This is a genomic window from Streptomyces sp. NTH33, from assembly GCF_003236365.1.
GTDB lineage: Bacteria > Actinomycetota > Actinomycetes > Streptomycetales > Streptomycetaceae > Streptomyces.
In genome coordinates this window covers 1-18,850 of sequence record NZ_POTZ01000019.1, presented here as the reverse complement: position 1 = coordinate 18,850, position 18,850 = coordinate 1, and the positions used below count along the sequence as shown (strand labels likewise).

The 18,850-nt window shown below is 71.2% G+C and carries 23 protein-coding genes and 1 pseudogene; 7 read left to right on the top strand and 17 right to left on the bottom strand.

Going from position 1 to position 18,850, the window contains the following annotated elements:
• The first annotated feature begins 1 nt into the window (after position 1).
• Together C1I97_RS03595 and C1I97_RS03590 are read left to right on the top strand one after the other, a co-directional pair.
• The gene (locus C1I97_RS03595) at positions 2 to 619 is read left to right on the top strand and encodes a hypothetical protein (protein WP_111001769.1); all 618 of its coding nucleotides are present in this window, start codon (positions 2 to 4) and stop codon (positions 617 to 619) included.
• A 465-nt stretch (positions 620 to 1,084) separates the two neighbouring features.
• Positions 1,085 to 2,002 carry an SGNH/GDSL hydrolase family protein gene (locus C1I97_RS03590; RefSeq protein ID WP_111001778.1) on the top strand — a complete coding sequence of 306 codons (918 nt, stop codon included), beginning with the start codon at positions 1,085 to 1,087 and terminating at the stop codon, positions 2,000 to 2,002.
• A 37-nt stretch (positions 2,003 to 2,039) separates the two neighbouring features.
• On the opposite strand, the gene C1I97_RS03585 is transcribed toward C1I97_RS03590, so the two are convergent.
• Both C1I97_RS03585 and C1I97_RS03580 read right to left on the bottom strand, forming a co-directional pair.
• Positions 2,040 to 4,094, bottom strand: a complete 2,055-nt coding sequence (locus C1I97_RS03585) for a SpoIIE family protein phosphatase (RefSeq protein WP_258382403.1) — start codon at positions 4,092 to 4,094, stop codon at positions 2,040 to 2,042.
• A gap of 139 nt (positions 4,095 to 4,233) precedes the next feature.
• On the bottom strand, positions 4,234 to 4,635 hold the full coding sequence (locus C1I97_RS03580) for a hypothetical protein (protein WP_181446538.1): 402 nt from the start codon (positions 4,633 to 4,635) through the stop codon (positions 4,234 to 4,236).
• A gap of 275 nt (positions 4,636 to 4,910) precedes the next feature.
• On the opposite strand from C1I97_RS03580, the gene C1I97_RS03575 reads away from it, so the two are divergent.
• Genes C1I97_RS03575 through C1I97_RS03565 form a run of 3 tightly spaced genes read left to right on the top strand, consistent with a single transcriptional unit; the run spans position 4,911 to position 6,897 of the window.
• Complete coding sequence (locus C1I97_RS03575; RefSeq protein ID WP_111001777.1) at positions 4,911 to 5,129, top strand: hypothetical protein; 219 nt, start codon at positions 4,911 to 4,913, stop codon at positions 5,127 to 5,129.
• Between the two features lie 11 nt (positions 5,130 to 5,140).
• A complete protein-coding gene (locus C1I97_RS03570) occupies positions 5,141 to 6,085 on the top strand; it encodes an ATP-binding cassette domain-containing protein (protein ID WP_111001766.1) in 945 nt (314 codons plus the stop codon).
• Positions 6,082 to 6,897: an ABC transporter permease subunit gene (locus C1I97_RS03565; RefSeq protein ID WP_111001765.1), complete on the top strand. Its 816-nt coding sequence runs from the start codon at positions 6,082 to 6,084 to the stop codon at positions 6,895 to 6,897. Before C1I97_RS03570 ends, C1I97_RS03565 begins: the two co-directional genes overlap by 4 nt.
• A 76-nt stretch (positions 6,898 to 6,973) precedes the next feature.
• Here the strand turns inward: C1I97_RS03565 and C1I97_RS03560 are convergent, their stop codons facing one another.
• Both C1I97_RS03560 and C1I97_RS03555 read right to left on the bottom strand, forming a co-directional pair.
• Entirely contained in the window at positions 6,974 to 7,858 is an 885-nt protein-coding gene (locus tag C1I97_RS03560; protein ID WP_111001764.1) for a serine hydrolase, read from the bottom strand.
• Between the two features lie 328 nt (positions 7,859 to 8,186).
• On the bottom strand, positions 8,187 to 9,170 hold the full coding sequence (locus C1I97_RS03555) for an ion transporter (RefSeq protein WP_111001763.1): 984 nt from the start codon (positions 9,168 to 9,170) through the stop codon (positions 8,187 to 8,189).
• 215 nt (positions 9,171 to 9,385) lie between these two features.
• Between C1I97_RS03555 and C1I97_RS03550 the strand changes: the two are divergent.
• A pseudogene (locus C1I97_RS03550) lies at positions 9,386 to 9,493 on the top strand (urease subunit gamma); the annotation flags it as partial.
• A gap of 54 nt (positions 9,494 to 9,547) precedes the next feature.
• Here C1I97_RS03550 and C1I97_RS03545 read toward each other — a convergent pair.
• The 9 genes from C1I97_RS03545 to C1I97_RS03505 all read right to left on the bottom strand — a co-directional run bounded on the left by C1I97_RS03545 (position 9,548) and on the right by C1I97_RS03505 (position 16,407).
• Positions 9,548 to 10,420 carry an urea transporter gene (locus C1I97_RS03545; RefSeq protein WP_181446537.1) on the bottom strand — a complete coding sequence of 291 codons (873 nt, stop codon included), beginning with the start codon at positions 10,418 to 10,420 and terminating at the stop codon, positions 9,548 to 9,550.
• Complete coding sequence (locus tag C1I97_RS03540; RefSeq protein ID WP_111001761.1) at positions 10,417 to 11,193, bottom strand: urease accessory protein UreD; 777 nt, start codon at positions 11,191 to 11,193, stop codon at positions 10,417 to 10,419. The genes C1I97_RS03545 and C1I97_RS03540 overlap by 4 nt, the downstream gene beginning before the upstream one ends.
• Positions 11,190 to 11,906 (bottom strand): urease accessory protein UreG, encoded by a 717-nt coding sequence (gene ureG / locus C1I97_RS03535; RefSeq protein WP_111001760.1) that lies wholly within the window; start codon positions 11,904 to 11,906, stop codon positions 11,190 to 11,192. Before ureG ends, C1I97_RS03540 begins: the two co-directional genes overlap by 4 nt.
• Positions 11,896 to 12,591, bottom strand: coding sequence for an urease accessory protein UreF (locus tag C1I97_RS03530; RefSeq protein WP_111001759.1), 696 nt, complete (start codon positions 12,589 to 12,591; stop codon positions 11,896 to 11,898). The genes ureG and C1I97_RS03530 overlap by 11 nt, the downstream gene beginning before the upstream one ends.
• 2 nt (positions 12,592 to 12,593) lie before the next feature.
• Positions 12,594 to 14,333: an urease subunit alpha gene (locus tag C1I97_RS03525; RefSeq protein WP_111001758.1), complete on the bottom strand. Its 1,740-nt coding sequence runs from the start codon at positions 14,331 to 14,333 to the stop codon at positions 12,594 to 12,596.
• Positions 14,330 to 14,695 (bottom strand): urease subunit beta, encoded by a 366-nt coding sequence (locus C1I97_RS03520; RefSeq protein ID WP_111001757.1) that lies wholly within the window; start codon positions 14,693 to 14,695, stop codon positions 14,330 to 14,332. The genes C1I97_RS03525 and C1I97_RS03520 overlap by 4 nt, the downstream gene beginning before the upstream one ends.
• Before the next feature lie 8 nt (positions 14,696 to 14,703).
• Complete coding sequence (locus C1I97_RS03515) at positions 14,704 to 15,006, bottom strand: urease subunit gamma (protein ID WP_111001756.1); 303 nt, start codon at positions 15,004 to 15,006, stop codon at positions 14,704 to 14,706.
• Between the two features lie 87 nt (positions 15,007 to 15,093).
• Entirely contained in the window at positions 15,094 to 15,426 is a 333-nt protein-coding gene (locus tag C1I97_RS03510) for a hypothetical protein (RefSeq protein WP_111001755.1), read from the bottom strand.
• Positions 15,427 to 15,741: 315 nt separating this feature from the next.
• Positions 15,742 to 16,407 (bottom strand): zinc ribbon domain-containing protein, encoded by a 666-nt coding sequence (locus C1I97_RS03505; RefSeq protein WP_111001754.1) that lies wholly within the window; start codon positions 16,405 to 16,407, stop codon positions 15,742 to 15,744.
• A 245-nt stretch (positions 16,408 to 16,652) separates the two neighbouring features.
• Between C1I97_RS03505 and C1I97_RS03500 the strand changes: the two genes are divergently transcribed.
• On the top strand, positions 16,653 to 17,261 hold the full coding sequence (locus tag C1I97_RS03500) for an acetate uptake transporter (protein WP_258382402.1): 609 nt from the start codon (positions 16,653 to 16,655) through the stop codon (positions 17,259 to 17,261).
• Between the two features lie 23 nt (positions 17,262 to 17,284).
• On the opposite strand, the gene C1I97_RS03495 is transcribed toward C1I97_RS03500, so the two are convergent.
• The 4 genes from C1I97_RS03495 to C1I97_RS03485 form a co-directional block, all read right to left on the bottom strand.
• Complete coding sequence (locus tag C1I97_RS03495) at positions 17,285 to 18,112, bottom strand: alpha/beta fold hydrolase (RefSeq protein WP_111001752.1); 828 nt, start codon at positions 18,110 to 18,112, stop codon at positions 17,285 to 17,287.
• 47 nt (positions 18,113 to 18,159) lie between these two features.
• Positions 18,160 to 18,309, bottom strand: a complete 150-nt coding sequence (locus C1I97_RS39595) for a hypothetical protein (protein WP_181446536.1) — start codon at positions 18,307 to 18,309, stop codon at positions 18,160 to 18,162.
• Positions 18,310 to 18,430: 121 nt separating this feature from the next.
• Positions 18,431 to 18,637, bottom strand: a complete 207-nt coding sequence (locus tag C1I97_RS03490; protein WP_111001751.1) for a hypothetical protein — start codon at positions 18,635 to 18,637, stop codon at positions 18,431 to 18,433.
• Positions 18,638 to 18,660: 23 nt separating this feature from the next.
• On the bottom strand, positions 18,661 to 18,850 hold a 190-nt coding region (locus tag C1I97_RS03485), incomplete at its 5' end, for a nickel-dependent hydrogenase large subunit (RefSeq protein ID WP_146608144.1).

Sequence of the window (18,850 nt, the reverse complement as noted above, 5' to 3'; positions counted from 1 at the left end):
CATGTCCGAGAGCACGACGGTCACCGACCTGGCATCCCAGTACGCCGCCCAGGTGGCCGGCGACCTGGAGCAGAACCTGAAGGAGCAGGAACGTATCAGCGCCGAAATCGCCGCACTGCAGGACCAGTTGGCCACGCTGCAGCGCGATCACGGCGTACTGGTGAACATGCGGCAGGCGCTCGGCATGACGGCGCCGCCCGTGCAGCCGGCGGCCGGCGCGAGCGCCGCCGCCGTGCCCGCTCCCCGCAAGAAGGCCGCAGCCAAGTCCAGTACCACCGGGCGGAGTTCGGGCAAGGCAGGTAAGGCGGGCAAGAAGCCGGCAGCCAGGAAGTCATCGGCCGAGGCGTCCGCCGGGAAGGCGGGCCGGCCCACCCTGGTCGAACTCGTCCGCGGCCACCTCGGCGAACAGCGCGAGCCGCGCTCCGCGGCGGAGGTCGCCACCGCCCTGGGCCGTACCCATCCCGACCGCCCCGTCAGGGCAACCGTCGTACGCTCCACCCTCGAAGGCTTGGTGGCCAAGGGCCAGGCACAGCGCACCAAGCAGGGCACGTCGGTGTTCTACACGGCCTCGGCCGCCCCGGAGCAGGAACAGGCACAGCCGGAACCGGCCGGCGGCTGAAGCCGCCGTGCCCCGCCTCGGCAGCACGAGTGACCGAGCGGTCGTCGCCCGCGGGGAACGCGCCGGCGGGTGGCCGTGCGGTGACCGTGCGGGTCGGGCCGCGGTCGCCTCCGGGGCCGGGCGGGTGAGGACCAGGGCGATGACGACGACGCTGACGACCGTGAACATCGCGACCAGGGCGACGGCCACGGCCGGGACACCGTCGCGGACACCGGCTGCTGCGCCGAGCCCTGGACACCCGGTGTGGGCATCGAGTCCATGTACGAACGCGTCGAACAGATCGGCGGCCCCCTCACCGTGCACACCACACCGGAGGGCGCCACCGTCACCGCGGAGCTGCCTCTGTCCATCCCGGTCTGACGCACCTGTTCCGGCACGACTCTGGCCCCGGGGACATACCGAGCGGTATACAAGGCCCGTCGAACGCGCGACGACGGTGATGTCACGGTGCAGAAGGAGGACCTGATGGCCAGTCACGGACATGCGGACGGGATCGCGAGACGGCGTCGGTGGCCGGTTGCCGTGGGGGCGGCGGTCGGGGGGTGTGCTCTCGTGGCCGGTACGACGGCGCCCGCCACGGCGCACGGTGGCGGTGCCGGCCGGGTCACGCACTACGTGGCTCTCGGGGACTCCTACACCTCGGGTCCCGGCATTCCACGGCAGGTCGACGCCGACTGCGCGCGTTCGGACAGCAATTACCCCTCGCTCGTGGCGGCGGAGCGGAAGGCCGCCACGTTCAAGGACGTGAGCTGCGGCGGGGCGACGACCGAGGAGATGTGGAAGCCGCAGGGCACCAACGACGCCCAGCTCAACGCGCTGCGCCGGGACACCGACCTGGTGACGGTCCAGATCGGCGGCAACGACGTCGGGTTCGGCTCCATCATCTCCACCTGCGCCGGACTCGGCGCCCAGCAGCCGGTGGGCAACCCCTGTCAGCGCTACTACACCTCGTCCGGTGCCGACCGGTTGACGCTGAACATCGCGCGGACGGCGCCGAAGATCGACCGGGTGCTGCGGGCCGTGCACGCCCGGGCACCGCACGCCCGGGTGCTGGTCGTCGGCTACCCGGCCCTCCTGCCCGACGACGGCAGCGGCTGCTTCCCGTCGGTGCCGTTCGCCTCGGAGGACTTCCCCTATCTGCGGGACACCGAGAAGCGGCTGAACCTGATGCTCCGCATGGTGGCCGCCTGGAACCGTGCGGAGTACGTCGACGCCTACGGGCCCACGCGCGGCCACGACATGTGCAAGGCCCCGGCGGACCGCTGGATCGAGCCCTTGCAGCCGGCCTCGCCAGCGGCCCCGGCCCACCCCAACGCCAAGGGCGAGGAAGCCATGGCGCGTGCGGTGCTGGAGGTGCTGGGCCAGGGGCGCGGACGCGGCTGAGTCCCGCCCGGCGGGCGGCGCGTACCGGTGGGGCGGCTCACCGCATGCGGGCCATGAGGAGGGCGACGTCGTCGGGTTCGTCGGGGTGGCGCAGCTCGCGCAGGAGGTGGTCGCAGGTCTCCTCCAGGGGGCGCGGGGGACCCGCGAGAAGCCTCAGGAGAAGGTCGAGTTGCGCGTCCAGGGGGCGGCTGCGGGTTTCGACGAGGCCGTCGGTGTAGAGCAGGAGACCGTCTCCGGACCCGACCCGCACCTGGACGGTCCGGGAACGGACGTGGCCCACGCCGAGGGGCACGCCGGTGGGGACGTCGAGGAACTCCGGGGCGCCGCCGGCGGGGAGCAGTACCGGCGGCAGATGGCCGGCGGCGGCGATGCGGCAGCAGGCGCGGTACGGGTCGTACACGGCGTAGGTGCAGGTGGCGAACTGCTGCTCCAGGTCGCCGGTGATGCGGTCGAGGTGGTGCAGGAGTTCGGCGGGGTCCATCTCGAGCGCGGCCAGGGTGCGGGTCGCCATGCGCAGTTGGCCCATGGTGGTGGCCGCGCTGGTGCCGCTGCCCATGACGTCGCCGATGACCAGGGCCGTCCTGTCGTGGGGCAGGGGGATGACGTCGTACCAGTCGCCGCCGATGCCGGAGATGGACGAGGCGGGCTGGTAGCGGCAGGCGGTGTCCACGCCCGGGCGGTGCGGGGGTTTCTGGGGCAGGAGGCTGCGCTGGAGGTTCTCGGCGGCCTGGCGCTGGTTCTGGTAGTAGCGGGCGTGGTCGATGCTGACGGCCGCGCGGGAGGCGAGTTCGAGGGCCAGCACGGCGTCGTCGTCGGTGAACGGCGCCGGGTTGCGGCCGCGCGCGAGGCCCAGGGCGCCCAGCACATGGCCGCGCGAGATGAGCGGGACGGCCAGACAGGAGTGTGTCCCGGCCCTGGCGAGGACGGCTGCGGTGTGCGCCGGGGCGACGTGGGCCAGGTCCTCGCTGGTGAGGCGCGGGGCGAGGGCCGGCCGGCCGGTGACCATGCACTGGGAGGCCAGGTGGTCGGGGCCGTATCGGGCGAGGTGCCCGGCGGGAAGGGAAAGGGCCGGCACGGCGTGTGCGGTGAGCGCCAGTGTGCGGACGGCGGCCGGGCCACTGGGTGCCCAGCCCCGGTCGCTGCCCCGCAGCACGGCGTCCAGCAGGTCGACGACGGCGAGGTCGGCCAGCTCCGGCACACAGTTCCCGGCCAGTTCGTCCGCGGTGGTCTCCAGGTCGAGGGTGGTGCCGATGCGCGCCGAGGCGTCGGCGATCAGGGCCAGGCGCCGCCGTGCCTCGGCGGCCTCGGCGGACGCGCGGTGCTGCTCGGTGACGTCCACGAGTTCGACGGCGAGTCCGAGCACCTGTCCGGCGCTGTCCTCCAGACGGTAGTAGGAGACCGACCAGGCGTGGTCGCGGCCGCCCGGGTCGGCGGGGGTGGGCGCCACGAGGAACTGGTCCAGCAGCGGCTCGCCGCTGTCCAGTACGCGGTGCATCGCGTCCTCGATCGGAGCGGGATCCATGAAGTCCAGCACCTCGTGGACGGACCGGCCGACATGCCGGTGCGCCGGCCGGCCGTTGACGCGCTCCAGGACGGGATTGACCACCATGTAGCGCAGGTCGGCGTCCACGATCCCCAGCCCGATCGGGGATTGCGCGAACAAATGTGCGGTGAGCGCCAGGTCGCGCTCCGCGCGTTTGAGGACGGCGTGGTCGACGGCGATGCCCAGGGCGTAGACGCCTCCGTCCTCGCCCTGCAGCCGTACGTTGCGGAACTCCACCAGGCGGGTGCTGCCGTCCTTGTGCCGGATCGGGAAGGCTCCCGCCCAGCCCGTGCCCTCCGCCATCACCCGGGCGAACAGCTCCTTGACCAGCTCCCGGTGCCGCTCGTCGACCATCAGCCTGGCCGCGTACCGGCCCAGGGCCTCGTGGGCGCTGTAGCCGAAGATCTGCTGCGCCTGCGGGCTCCAGAACACCACCCGCCCGCGCGCGTCCAGGACCACCGCGGAGACGCTGAGCAGGTCCAGCAGGCCGCCCGACGGTGCCGGACCCGCGTAGTCGGCGCTCTGCCGGAGGGCATTGCCAGGCCTCACCGCCGACGCCTCCTCTCGGTCGCCACCGGTTCCTGCCCGCTTCCCCCCATGGTCCCTCACACGGGCCCGGTCGGCAGCACAGCGGACCGGGCGGTGCTCGCGGACGGCCCGCTGCATGGTCCGGCCGGCGAGGGTGCCGTCACAAGCGCGGGATACCGAACCAGTCCTTCGCGTCCTCCCCCGTGACCACGATCAGCATGACGACGCCCATCACGGCGCCGGCGCTCCACGCACCGTGGTGTGCCACCGCGCCGACAGCGCTGCCCGCGACGACCGTCCAGGCGACGACGACCACGCGGACACGGACGCCGTCGCCGCCGTGTCCCATCCTCACCGCGGTGAGGAGCGACATCGTGGCCAGGACGGTGAAGGGGAGTGCCACGAGGAGGAAGAAGGCCACGGCCAGCTCGCCCAGGGCGCCGCTCACCACGGTGGCAGCCGCCACCGCGAAACGCAGGGCCATGAACCCGCTGACCGCGCCCACCAGGAACAGCATGACGCGAACCGCCCTCACCGGTGCCGGCATGGCGCGTATGCGCATCACTCCCCCATTCGGTCCATCCGGCGATCACCGCCTGGGCGGCAGGGTGCCCGGCTTCCAAGTGGCGGTCAACGGCGAAGTGTTACAGGGTGCGGAAATGTGACCTCGACCGTACCGGCGTCGGGCAGCGGGTCGCCCGCGATGACGGCGTCGGCCTCCGGGCGGCTGTGTGGGCCACGAGGGAGGCACGGCGTGCCGGCCTCGGCGTACAGGTGCCGGTCACCTGTCGCGCGCTGCCCGTACCGGACCAGCACCCCGTGATCAAGGAGAAGGACATGCCCATCGACACCGTCGAGCGGTTCCTGGCCGCCCTCGACCCGCACCACCGGGAACACGTCCAGGGGCTGCCGCGCGAGGAGCAGGAGAGGCTCGCCGAGGCCTGGGAGACGGAGTTGCGGCAGGACACCGACCTCGACACGCTGAGCGAGCTGTCGCCCGCCGCGGCCGAGAGCGAGGCGGCGGCACGGGTCGCGAAGAAGCTCCTCGGGAAGTGAGAGGACACTCCATGATCGAGGCCTATTCCCTCACGAAACGCTACGGCGAGCGCATCGCCGTGGACGATCTCAGCTTCACGGTGCGTCCCGGTACGGTGACCGGGTTCCTCGGGCCGAACGGGGCCGGCAAGTCCACCACGATGCGGATGCTCCTCGGACTGGACGCGCCCACCTCGGGCCGGGCCGTGGTCAACGGCAGGAGCTACGCCGAGCACCGGGCGCCGCTGCACGAGGTGGGGGCGATGCTGGAGGCGCGCGCCGTCCACACCGGACGCAGCGCGTACCACCACCTGCTGGCGCTCGCCGCGACCCACGGGATCTCCGCACGCCGGGTGAACGAGGTGATCGACCTCGTGGGCCTGCGCGCGGTGGCCAAGAAGAGGGTCGGCGGCTTCTCGCTGGGCATGGGACAGCGGCTCGGCATCGCCGTCGCGCTGCTGGGCGACCCGGCGACGGTGATCCTCGACGAGCCGGTCAACGGCCTCGACCCCGAGGGCATCCTGTGGATCCGGAACCTGCTCAAGGAACTGGCCACCGAGGGGCGTACGGTCCTGGTGTCCTCGCACCTGATGTCCGAGATGGCGCTGACCGCCGAGCATCTGATCGTCATCGGACGCGGCCGGCTGATCGCGGACACCTCGGTGGCGGAGTTCACCGCGCGGGCCGCCGGGGATCTGGTGCGGGTGCGCACGGACCGGGCGGAGAAGCTGCGCGGTCTGCTGGCCGGCCCGGACGTGACCATCACCGCGCAGGAGGCCGGCGTGCTGCTGGTGACCGGGCTCAGCAGTGAGCGGATCGGGCGGATCGCGGCCGACGGCGGCGTGGCGCTGGCCGAACTGACGCCGCAGCAGGCGTCGCTGGAGGAGGCGTTCATGGAGCTGACCCGGGACGCCGTGGAGTACCAGGCACCGGCGGCGCAGCTCGTCGGCGCGGGCGGCGAGGAGCGTACGGCATGACGACGGCAACGGTGATTCCCGAGACGGAGCGGGGCGAGGTCACGCAGCTGCGGGTGATCCGCTCGGAGTGGATCAAGCTGCGGTCGCTCAGGTCGACGCTGTTCACCCTGCCGGCCGCGGTCGCCGCGATGACCGGTCTCGGCTTCCTGTTCAGCTACTTCACCGCGGACCGCTGGTCGCACCTGCCACCGCAGGAGCGGCTGGCCTTCGATCCGGCGCTGGTGAGCCTGCGCGGCTTCTTCCTGGCGCAGCTGGCCGTCGGCGTGCTGGGGGTGCTGGTGGTCAGCGGCGAGTACGCCACCGGCATGATCCGCGCCACCCTGTCCGCGGTGCCGCGCCGCCTGCCCGTGCTGTGGGCCAAGGCGCTGGTGTACGCCGCCGTGGCGTGGGTCCTGATGACGGCCGCCTCGCTGGCCGCCTTCCTGGCGGGACAGGCCGCGCTGTCGGGCCACCATCTGCAGACCTCGCTCAGCGCTCCGGGCGTGCCGCGCGCGGTGCTGGGCGCCGGACTGTACCTGACGGGTGTGGCCCTGATCGGGGTGGCGCTCGGGGCGCTGATCCGCAACACCGCCGGCGGCATCGCCACCCTGTTCGGTGTGCTCCTGGTGCTGCCGGTGCTCGCCCAGGCGCTGCCGTCGTCGTGGTTCGACGTGATCGACAAGTACCTGCCGAGCACGGCGGGGCAGGGCCTGCTCCACATCCAGCAGCAGCCGCACACGCTGGCGCCGTGGACCGGGTTCGCGCTGTTCTGCCTGTACGCGCTGCTGGCGCTGGCCGGGGCGGCGGTCGCACTCAGGCGGCGGGACGCCTGACGGCGCCCGCCACCGCGCGGTCAGCGCCGGGCGGTCAGCGCCGGGCGGTCAGTGCCGGGCGGTCAATGCCGGGCGGTCAATGCCGGGCGGCCGCCGTCACCGCCTGGCGCGCCGTCCGCTCCACCAGCGAGACGCCGTCACTCATCGACGCGCTGCCGTCCGACAGGACGGCGACGAGGTAGTGGTGCCCGTCCACGGTGACCCGTCCGACGCTGTTGACGTCCCAGAGTCCGGACGTGGTGCGCTGCAGCCAGCCGTTCTTCAGCGCCCATTCGGTGCCGGAGGCCGCCGAGACGCCCCATGCCTGGTCCTTCGCGACGCGGCCCATCAACGACGTGATGTAGGCGCGGGACTGCGCGTTCAGCGCCGAGGAGCGGGCCGTGTTCGACCCGGCCGGGTCGAACACGGCCCGCAGCAGCCGTACCTGGTCGCTCGCCGTCGTCTGCGTCAGCCCCCACTTCCCGCCGGGGCCGCCCTTGGTCGAGGTGAGCCCCAGGCGCTTGTTGGCCGCCTCCAGGCCCGGTGCCCGGCCGATCTTCCGCCACAGCACGTTCGTCGCCGCGTTGTCGCTGTTGCGGATCATCGGTCCGGCGAGCGCGCGTTCCTGGGCGGTGAGCTGCCGGCCGGCGTCCTGTGCCTGCAGCAGCAGCGCCGCGAGGATGTCGACCTTGATGATGCTCGCGGTGTCGTACGGGGCGTCCTGGCCGTACAGCACCGGCTCGCGGCCCGCGCCGTCGAGGCGGAGCACCGCCGCCGTCACCCGCGCCTTGGACTGGGGCTGGACCGCGGCGGTGACCGGGGCCTGCTCCATCGGCGCGGCGAGAGCGGGTGCCGCGTGCAGCGCGCCGGCGGAGAACAGGGCCGTCACCGAGGCCAGAAGCACACCGGCGTAGGCACCGGCACGCCGGACACGGCTCTTGGCGGCGGTCTTGCAGGGCGGCGGGGAGGGCGGATACGACATTCGGGCAGGCCTCGGCAAAGGGTCGACAAAGGGGAACCGAGGGTGAAGGTAGACAAAATGCGCGCCCGTTGAAGTGGCGGCCGTCACTGCGGGCCGCTTTCGGCCCGAAATGTGAGAAGAGCCATAGGCGGCCGGTGGACCGGCGCGACCGTGCAGCGGCCGCGGCGCAGGTGGGCGCGAGACGGTGGCACGGACGCCGTGGACCCCGGAGACGAGGTCCACGGTCGGTACCGTCAACTCGGCCTGATGGCGCGCGTGTTGTCCGACGGCGGCCGGCAGCCGCGGCAGGATCCTCCCGCATACGGCGGCGCGGGCTCCCGCCGCGCCTTCATCGGCGCCGCCTGGAGGACCGCCGCCGTCTGCGGGCACCGGCCGCCGGGCGGCCGACGACCGTCGGGACGACAAGCGCCGCCGGCGCCGCCCGCGGTGGCGCCGCCCCGGCGAGGTCGCGTTCGAGTTCGTCCAGGGCGCTGCGGGCCGCCGTGATCCGCTCCAGGAGGCGTTGCCGGTCGTCCGCGGCGGAGGCGGGGGCGGCCCGCTCCCGTTCGGCCGGCTCGTCCTTCTCCATCTCCCGGGCCTCGTCCAGCGACGTGATGACGACGCCGATGAGGACGTTGACCAGGACGAAGGAGCCCAGCAGGACGTAGGAGGCGTAGTAGAGCAGGCTCCAGCGCGACACCTCCAGGCCGCTGTGCACCGCGTCGCCGATGCCGTCCAGGGTCATCAGCAGGAAGAGGGTCAGGACGGCGCGGCCGATGGAGCCGTAGTGCTCGGGGTCCTGGCGGCCGAAGAAGACCCAGCCGACCATGGCGTACACGTACAGCAGCAGGGTGCCGACCAGGAGGAAGCTCAGGGTGCCGGGCAGGCTGCGGGCGACGGCGACCAGCACGATGCGCACCTGCGGCAGGAAGCGGGCGGTGCGCAGCACGCGCGCCAGCCGCAACAGCCGCAGCACCGTGGCGTTCTCGCGCACGACGGGCAGGAAGGCGCACAGGACCACGATCAGGTCGAAGGTGTTCCAGGAGTCCTTGAGGAAGTCGCGGGGGCGGTCGGCGTACGCGGCCAGCCGTATCAGGATCTCGACGGTGAACGCGGCCAGGCAGACCTGTTCGGCCAGCCGTAACCCCTGGTGCCACTGCGCCGCCAGGCCGGAGTACGTCTCCAGGCCCAGCAGCGCGGCGTTGAGCAGGATCACGGCGAAGACGGCGAGGGCGAACCAGCGGGCCTCGGTGACGGCCCGGCAGCGGCGTGCCAGCTCTCCGCGCAAGGACCGGGACGCGATGTCGGGGGTGTGGTCGTGCTGCTCCGGCATCTGCTGCCCTTGCTCCTTCTCCTGCGGTGGCGGGCCCGGCCAACCGGGCTGGGAGGACGGGCTCGTTGAGGGCTCGTCCCCCACCAGAGATTTCTACAGCACTGTAGATCGCACCTACCGCCCGGCCTTCTCGATTGGGGTCGAATGACCTTTTCGCCTTCTTCCTTCTGAGGTGGGGTGCTCAGAGCCCGGTGCACAAGGCGTGGAGGTAGGCAATGCTGCTGAGTCTGCCGGAACGCGAACGTCTGATGATCTGCACGGCGGCCAAGCTCGCCCAGGAACGCCGGGAACGAGGGCTGAAGCCGAACCTGCCGGAGGCCACGGCGCGCGTGCACGCCACCAGCGACTGCAGCATCACCGGGCCGGCCTGTGCTCGGTTACTCCTCGTGCTTCGAGCGAGCACGCCAGAGATCGGCACACCACATCGCCAGCACGAAAGGAAACGTGGCCGGAGTGAGTCCAACCGCTTCGATCCCGGCCTGCAACAGCAGCACGGCGGGAACGGCGAGGACGCATGCTCGCCATCCTCTGCCGGTGCTGAGCATGCCCACCGTGACGAGCACGGCGTTGAAGCCGTAGACACCGGTGGTGATCTCGTTGGGCGGGAACAACGGAAGTCCCCGCACGATTCCGTACGTCGCCAGTGCGGCTGCGAAGGCTCCCACTGCCAGGGTCCACCGTGAGACCGCGAGTCCGGCGAGGATGAACAGGCCCGGCAGCAGACCTGTCACGAGGAAGACCTCGGCCCCGCTGGCGAAAATGCCCAGTCCGAGAAAGCGGTGGGGCGGTGGTGCCGAAGGCCAGTGCCTGGACTCATGCAGGTACTCCAGCAGCCAGTAGGTGAACACGAAGGGCGCGGTGTAGGCCGGTACGCGCAGAAAGTACTGGGCGACGTGCGTGAGCAGCGTGGCTGCCACCGCGCCCCCGACAGCGACGAGTGCGGTGAGCCACAGAGGACGGAACGAGCCGGCGGCTCCCAGGGCGACCAGGACGGCGTTGAAGCCGTAGAGTCCCTGCCCGATCCGCTCGGCCGGTACCCGCAACAGCGCGGCGGTGGCGATCCCGACCGCGCTTCCGAGCAGTGCGCCCATCCCGGCGACCGGGCCGGAGATGAACAGCCCCACCAGGAACAGCACGCCGGTGAGCGTGTTGTTCTGCAGGTAGACCTGCGCGACTCCGCGAGGGAGCCCCCGCAATGCTTCGGGGCCGAGGGGATTGCGATGTTCCGGCGGGGCTGTCTTCGTGCTCACCAACGTTCCTCCGTGAGCTCCTTTCCATCTGGGTGCGTCCGGAGGGCTTCGGCCAGCCGGTACTGCGCGGTCACCGCGTCGGGAGCCAGGACGGTGGCCGTCGCCCCGCCGGCGGCCAGCGGGGTCAGCGACCACCACTCGCCGCTCGTCGGCTCCACCGGGTCGTTTTTCCAGACCACGGATTCGGTGGCCACGACCCGCGCCCCGGCGAGATAGCCGGCACTGGCCTCCAGGCGGGGGTTTCCGAGTTCGAGCGTCTGCCGCACCAGCGGTACTTCCCCGCGCGTGACGTGCGTGCTGGTCCGCAGCACACCGGGACGCTCACTGCTGCGCCCGAGCACCAGTACCTCGCGGCAGCGCACGAGCGCGTCCTCCGCCAGCTCCGCCCGGAACTCGGCCTCGTGCTCGGCGCGGGCGGTCACCACGGTGTGTTCCGGCAGGTATTCGAGGGTGCCGCCCTCGGCGACCTCTACGTGCACGGTGCTGCGACTGCTGCCCGGGCGGTGGCCGGGCAGCACCAGTGTGGCGGCGACACCGCGCAACAGCAGGCGCGCCCCCGCTCCGACCCGCACCCGCAGGTCCAGCTCGTCTCCGCCGAGTGGGCACGTTGCCGAGTTGACCAGGTGCACCACCACCCGATCCGTCGGTCCCGCGGCGAGTCGGACGGCCCCGCGCCGGGGCATCAGGGTCAGCGGCGAGGCCGAGTACAGCTCCCGGACGACGCTGCGGCCCCGCGAGTCGAGCTCCACGGTCAGGTACGCGCGGGCCTTCATCGCGCCAACTGCTTTCGCACCCAGGCCGTCACCTCCGGCGCTTCGGGGGTGTCGGTCAGCGATTGGGTGATCACTGGAAGCTCGCCGCGCATTCGGTGCGCGTCAGCGGTCATGACCGCCATGTCCGCACCGACCCGCTCAGCCAGGTCGATCTTGTTGATGACCAACAGGTCGGCCGTGGTCACGCCGGGACCGCCCTTGCGGGGCACCTTGTCACCTCCGGCGACGTCCACGACGAAGATCTGGACGTCGGCCAGCCCGCGGCTGAACACTGCCGTCAGGTTGTCGCCGCCGCTTTCGATCAGGATCAGGCGCAGACCAGGGTGGCGCTGCTCCAGGCGTTCGACAGCGTCGAGGTTGGCCGTGATGTCGTCGCGGATCGCGGTGTGCGGGCAGGCCCCGGTCTGCACGGCCTCGATCCGGTCCGGGTCAAGGACACCGGCGCGCCGCAGGAAGTCCGCGTCCTCGGTCGTGTAGATGTCGTTGGTCACCACAGCGAGCTCGACATCGGCACCGAGGGAGCGGCACAGGGCGGCGGCCAGTGCGGTTTTCCCGCTTCCGACCGGACCGCCCAGCCCGATGCGAAGCGGGCGTCCTGCGGCGGGCGCGGAGCCGAAGGGGTCTGGTTCCGCCGCGGTCGGATCGAAGTTCACCGGGTGCCGGTGGTCGCGGGCGTGCTGGTGGTCGTGCTGGTGGTTGTGGTCAGCTGGCAAAGAGCCGCACCTCGTCTCGATGGTGTCGTTGGTGGGCCTGCGCCAGCAGATCGAGCGCGGGAGCGCCCACCGCGGGGAGAGCGGCCGGGTCGTGCCCGGCCACGGAAGCGGCGTACTCGGTGATGCGTTCGAGATCCGGCCCGAGTGCGGCCACGGCAGCGTTCGCGGCGAAGGGGTCGAGCCCCAGCAGCCGTACAGCGGCCGAAGCGGGGCCGCTGATCGACAGGTACGCCGCCACAGCGGCGGCGTCCCGGGGTGTGCCCGCACGCGCGCCCCCCATCAGAGCGCCGATGAGGACCGGGTGGTGCGGTCTCGTGCACACCGCCAGCAACGCGTCAAGCGCTGCCGAGGGCCAAGCGACACGACCGGCGCGCGCGGTCCCGCGCCCCTGCGCGCGAGACGCCTCTCGCTGCGCGGGGGACGGCGTGCGCGCGTCGATCTCGGAGTCCAGCCGCCACCAGTGCCGGCCGTCGGCTCCCGCGTCGGCCGCGTGAGCGGCGGCGGCGGCGAACACCGCGGCCAGGCAACCCGCGCTCCGCAGCCGCCCGAACAGGAACTCCCGCAGGTCTCCGGGGCCGGTGACCAGACCTCGGTGGACAGCTTCCTCCACGCCGCCCGAGTGCACGTGGCCACCGCCCGGGAAACGAGCGTCGGCAAGGGTCAGCACAGCCAGCGAGTACGACATCGTCAGAACAGGAAGTAGCGTTGCGCCATCGGCAACTCCGAGACCGGATCCGGTTCGACGAGTTCCCCGTCGATGTGCACCGCGAAACTGTCCGGGTCCACCCGGATCTCCGGGGTGGCGTCGTTGAGCGGCAGATCGGCCTTGGTGGTCGAGCGGGTGTTGGTGACACCGACGAGCCTACGGCCCAGACGCAGCCGTTCGGGGAGCTCGGCGTCCAGCGCTGTCGGGGCGACGAAGTGCACGCTGCTCGCCGCAGCCGTCTTCGCGTGCGACCCGAACACGGGACGCGAGAACACCGGCTGCGGTGTGGGGATCGAGGCGTTGGCATCGCCCAGCGCGGCCCGCGCGGCGAACCCGCCCTTGAGGACCATGCGGGCCTTGACGCCGAAGAACTTCGGTTCCCACAGCACCAGGTCGGCGATTTTTCCGACTTCGACCGAACCGACCGCGTCCTGGATGCCGTGCGTGATCGCCGGGTTGATCGTGTATTTGGCGACGTATCGGCGGGCGCGCATGTTGTCCGCGCGGTCATCGCCCGGCAGCGAGCCCCGATGCCGTTTCATGACGTGTGCGGTCTGCCAGGTGCGCGTAACGACCTCGCCGATGCGCCCCATGGCCTGCGCGTCGGAACTGACCATGGAGATCGCGCCCAAATCGTGCAGCACGTCCTCGGCGGCGATCGTGGTCGGCCGGATACGGCTTTCGGCGAAGGCCAGGTCTTCGGGAATCGACGGGTGCAGGTGATGGCACACCATGAGCATGTCGAGGTGCTCGTCGATCGTGTTCACGGTGTGCGGGAGGGTCGGGTTCGTCGACGACGGAAGGATGTACGGCTCGGAGGCGACCCGGATGATGTCCGGTGCGTGCCCTCCGCCGGCGCCCTCGGCGTGGTACGCGTTGATCGACCGGCCGTTGATGGCCTCCAGGGTGGACTCGAGGAAGCCGGACTCGTTGAGGGTGTCGGCGTGGAGTGCGATCTGCACACCGGTTTCCTCGGCGATGCGCAAGGCGTTGTCGATCACCGCGGGGGTGCATCCCCAGTCCTCGTGCAGCTTCAGGCCCCCGGCGCCCCCGCGCAGCTGCTCGGCCAGCGCTTCGCCGCGCATGGTGTTGCCCTTGCCGAGCAGCAGGATGTTCATCGGGACGCCGTCGAGGGCCTGCAGCATACGCCCGAGGTTCCAGTCGCCCGGCGTCACCGTGGTCGCCCTGGACCCCTCTGCCGGCCCGGTACCGCCACCGATCAATGTCGTCGTTCCCGAAGCCAGCGCGACGTTGATCGACTGCGGATCGATGAAGTGGACGTGGCAGTCGATCGCCCCGGCGGTGAGGATCCGACCGTTTCCCCGGATGACCTCCGTCGACGGACCGATCACCAGCGCCGGATCGATACCGTCGGCAGCGTTCGGGTTGCCTGCCTTGCCGATGCCGACGATGCGTCCGTCGCGGATGCCGACGTCGGCCTTGACCACCCCCCAGTGGTCCAGGATCACAGCACCGGTGATGACCACGTCCGGCGTGCCCTCGGCGCGGATCGCCATCGACTGCCCCATCGACTCGCGGACCACCTTGCCGCCGCCGAACACGGACTCGTCGCCGGAACCGTGCGGCCCCAGGCTGCGATCCTCGGTGACCTCGATGAACAGGTCGGTGTCGGCCAGGCGCACTCGGTCACCTGTAGTGGGGCCGAACAACTCGATGTAGCGTGCACGGTCGATCTGCGGCGTGTTCTCGTCCGAGGTCATCGGGTCCCCTCCCCCTTGCTCCCATAGGCGAATTCGGTCAGTTGGTAATCCCGGCTGTCCAGGTCGCCGGCCCATTCCAAGCGCAGCCCCCGGATCCTGCGGAGCCCGGCGATGGGGACCAACGTCACCTCCCGCTCGACGCCGGGCTCGAAGCGCACGGCGGTACCGGCCGGAATGTCCAGGCGATTCCCCCACGCGGCCTGGCGGTCGAACTCCAGCTCGGGATTGGTGGCGGCGAAGTGGTAGTGCGAACCGACCTGCACCGGCCGGTCCGCGCGGTTGAGCACCCGGATCCGCGTGCGGACACGTCCGGGATTCAACGGCACGGCTTCGTCCGCGGGAATGATTTCTCCTGGTAGCACGAGCCCTCCTAGGAGATCGGCGAGTGAACGGTGACCAGCTTGGTTCCGTCCGGGAAGGTCACCTCGACCTGTACGTCGTCGATCATCTCCGGGACACCTACCATGACCTGCTCACGTTCGAGAACGTGGCGACCACTGGACATCAGCTCGGACACGCTGCGCCCATCACGAGCTCCCTCGACGACGTGGTCGGTGATCAGCGCGATCGCTTCCGGGTAATTCAGCCGCACCCCCCGCTCCAGCCGGCTGCGGGCGAGTTGGGCGGCAACGTAAATCAGAAGCTTGTCCTGCTCCTGCGGTGACAGATGCATGATTTCCTTTCTAGTCCTGCGAGAGGTAACCGCAACCTGGGATTGGATCTGTCGGTGATCTCGGAGTTTCCCGGTGCGGCAGCATGGTCAAAAGGCACGCTCGGGGCTGTTTCGAAGACCGGTGCAGTTGTCGAGGTGTCCGTTCTTGGACTTGCCGTCGGCGGATCGGGCAGTGACCCGGGCCTCGATGACGCGCACCGCCACTCCTTCGGTGATCGGTGGGATGCTGTGGCGGCGCCCGGTGCGGGTGATCACGGACAGGTACGAGCCGTCCGCGAGCTCGTGCAACACGGCTGGGACACGGCTTGACTGCACCTGGGCGAGCAGGTGGGCGCTGGTGGCGGCGGCCGTGCGGATCAACGGGTAGCCGTCGCTGCCGCGGTCGGCCAGCAGCAGCATGCCGACCCGGAGCTGCGGCACAGCACCTCGCACTGCACCTTCTCGTGCACGGCCGGGCGGCCGCGGCGACCAGCGTGGCGTTCGTCGCCCCGGCGGCGGTCGGGGAGGGGCTCGCCGGCGGCGGTGACGACAGCGCGGTCATGGCGCTGCCCGGGCCCGGCGTCCTGATCAGCTCGATCGCCCCGGACTCGACGGCCCTGCGCCGCCGTCTGGACGCCGCCCTGACCGCCGCCCCGGCCCCGGCGCCGGACCGCGCACCGCGCGCCGCGCGCGCGGTGCGCGGTGCGCGGTGCGCGGTCCCCTCGCCCGATCAGCCCCGGGGCGGCGCCCCGGTGATCACCTCCGGGTTCCGCAGGCCGGGCAGAAGGCCGCGCCGTCCGGCAGCTCCTGGTGGCAGGAGGAGCAGCTCTCCGTCCGGGCGAGGCGGTTTCCGCAGGCCGGGCAGAAGGTGGCGCCCCGGGTCTCGGCGCGGCAGTGCGGACACACCAACTGGCGCGGTGTCGTGGCGTCGTAGTCCCCGCCGCGCTGCTGCCCGGCGTCGTAGGCGCGCTGGGCGACCCTGTCGTTCAGGCCCCTCTGCTGGGCGGCCTGCGCCTCGGCCGCGGTGTCCGGCGAGCAGGTGAGGCACAGCCCCTGTCCCCCGTTCCAGCAGCGGGCGCAGACGTAGGCGGTGCAGCGGGGACAGCGGTTGAAGTGGGCCTGGGCGTTGGCGATGGCGCGGGTGAACGCCGCGTCCCGCTGGGTACCGTAGCTGGCTCCGGCCAGGCCGTCGGCCGCGGAGGAGGCGCCGCGGGCCGCACCGCTGCCGCCCATGACCGACCAGGCGGCGTTCACGCCCCGCGACAGCCAGCCGGCCACCTGCCCCGCCCTGAAGGGCTCGAACGGCGAGCGCCAGGTGTCGGAACAGCGCGAGCAGGAGAACTCGAACTGGAAACCGGCGCCGGTGCCTTGCTGCTCGCACAGGTCGCGGTAGTTGTTGCTGAAGTAGATCTCGGTACTCACCGGTGCGTCCCCCCAGGACTGATCTCGTGCTGACCGTGCGCTGATGTTGCCGTGCCCCACGAGACGCCCGTCCTCGTCCGCGGGTTCCCGGATTCCGCCAGTCGCGCGGGCGCTCCGACAGCACGTGACGGACGACTGAAAGTGTGACAAATGGGTATTCGTGTGACGAACTCGCACAAGGCTCGTCGGGCTCTGGCTGGTTCTGCCGGCCTCAGGTCGAAGGGATTCCGGTCATGACTGACGACATGAGCAAATCCGTCCGCGAGGAGGCCCGCCCGGCCGACCCACAGGCGGTGGGCCTCGCGGACCCGGCCCCGCTGGGGCTGGCGGGGTTCGCGATGACCACGGTCCTGCTGTCCATCCTCAACGCCGGCCTGATCGAGGAACCCGCCGCGATCCTCCCGGTGCTGGGGCTCGCGGCGTTCTACGGCGGACTCGCCCAGTTCATCGCGGGCCTGTTCGAGTACCGCCGCGGCAACACCTTCGGCGCGACCGTGTTCGTCTCCTACGGCGCGTTCTGGTTGACGTACTGGTGGCTCGTGCCGCGTGTGGCCACCGTCGACGCGCACAACGGCCTGGGGCTGTTCCTGCTCGCCTGGGGGATCTTCACCGCCTACATGGCGGTGGCCGCGCTGCGCACCAGTCTCGCCGTCTTCGCGGTGCTCGCGCTGCTGACCGTCACCTACGTCCTCCTGGCGGTCGGAGAGTTCCAGGGTGGCCTGGGGCCGCACGTCATCACACGGATCGGCGGCTGGTTCGGCATCGCGACGGGCCTGGTCGCCTGGTACGCCTCGGCGGCCGCCGTCATCAACGCCTCGCACCGCCGCACCCTGCTGCCCACCTGGCCCCGCTGAGCGGGCGGGGCCGGCCGGCGGGGTCAGCGGGAGAGGAAGTCCAGCAGGTCCTGGTGGAAGCGCTGCTTGTCGCCGTCCACCATGGCGAGGCCGTGGCTGCCGCCCTCGTACACCTTCAGCTCGGCGCCGGAGACGATCCGCGCGGCTTTGCGGCCGGTGGCGTCGATGGGCACGATCCGGTCGTCGTCGCCGTGCACGACCAGGGTGGGGATGTCGAACTTCTTCAGGTCCTCGTGGAAGGGCGTGGTGCCGAAGGCGTCGACACAGGCGACGGCGCCCTCGATGGTCTGCGCCATGCCCATGTGCCAGAACGCGTCCTTGTTGCCCTGAGTGACCTTGCTCCCCGGGCGGTCGGCGGAGAAGAAGCTCTCGGCGGTGTCCTTCCAGAACTGCGAACGCTCCTTGAGGATGCCGGCCTTGATGTCGTCGAAGACGGACCGCGGGACGCCCTCGGGGTTGTCGGGGCCCTGCAGCATCAGCGGTGTGATGGCGGAGAGCAGGACGGCCGAGCGCACGCGTCCGGTGCCGTGGCGGCCGATGTACCGTGCGAGTTCGCCACCGCCCATGGAGTGCGCCACCAGCGTGACGTCCCGCAGGTCGAGGCGGGTCAGCAGGTCGTCGAGGTCGTCGGCGAACGTGTCGAAGTCGTAGCCGTCGTAGACCGGGGTGGAGCGCCCGTGACCGCGGCGGTCATGGGCGATGCCCCGGTACCCGGCGTCGGCGACCGCCTTGAGCTGGTCCTGCCAGGCGTCCCCGTTCAGGGGCCAGCCGTGGATGAAGACCACCGGACGTCCCCGGCCCCAGTCCTTGTAGAAGATCTCGACCCCGTCGCGCGTGGCGCACACAGGCATGCTCGTCACCTTTCGCTCGATCACGGTACGCGGCCGGCGCCGCGGGTTCAGCGCGGGTGGCGTGAGCCGGAGCGGACACCGACCATCCGCCAGATCCTGATCTCGCGCACGAGTCCGGGCATCTCCCTGATCAGCAGGGCGAGCACCAGCCCGCCCACGACGGCGGCCTCCGCCACCAGCACCTGTTTGCCCGTCATCCCCGCGACTCTCTCCTCCCGTCTCATCGGGCTCATCCGTCGCATCCGTGCCTGTCCCATCTGTCTCTCCTGTCGCTTCCGCCCCGACTTCCCTGCCCCGCCCTGGCTCCGGCGGGGGCCGTCACCCGGGGGAGATGTTCGGCATGATCTTCATGATCGCGTCGTGCTTCTTCCAGTGGATGCCCGTGGAGCGCCGGGCGTCGGAGGTGCCGTCCTTGTGGTGGCCCGGCTGCCGCTGGTACGGGCCGGCGTTGCCCTGGTGCAGTCCGGTGACGTGCCTGGGGGTGTCGTGCTTCACGTCGGCCCTGCCGACTCTGATCCTGCCCATCGTCTGCTCCTCCCTGTCGTGGCTCAGCCGTGACTGGCTCCGTAGGTGGGTGAGTGGGTGGTGGTGAGTGTTTTTCCGTTGCCGGTGTACATGTGGACGCCGCAGGGCAGGCAGGGGTCGAAGCTGCGGACGGTGCGCATGATGTCGACGCCCTTGAAGGTGTCGGGGCCGTTTTCCTCGAAGATGGGCTGGTTCTGGACGGCGTCTTCGTAG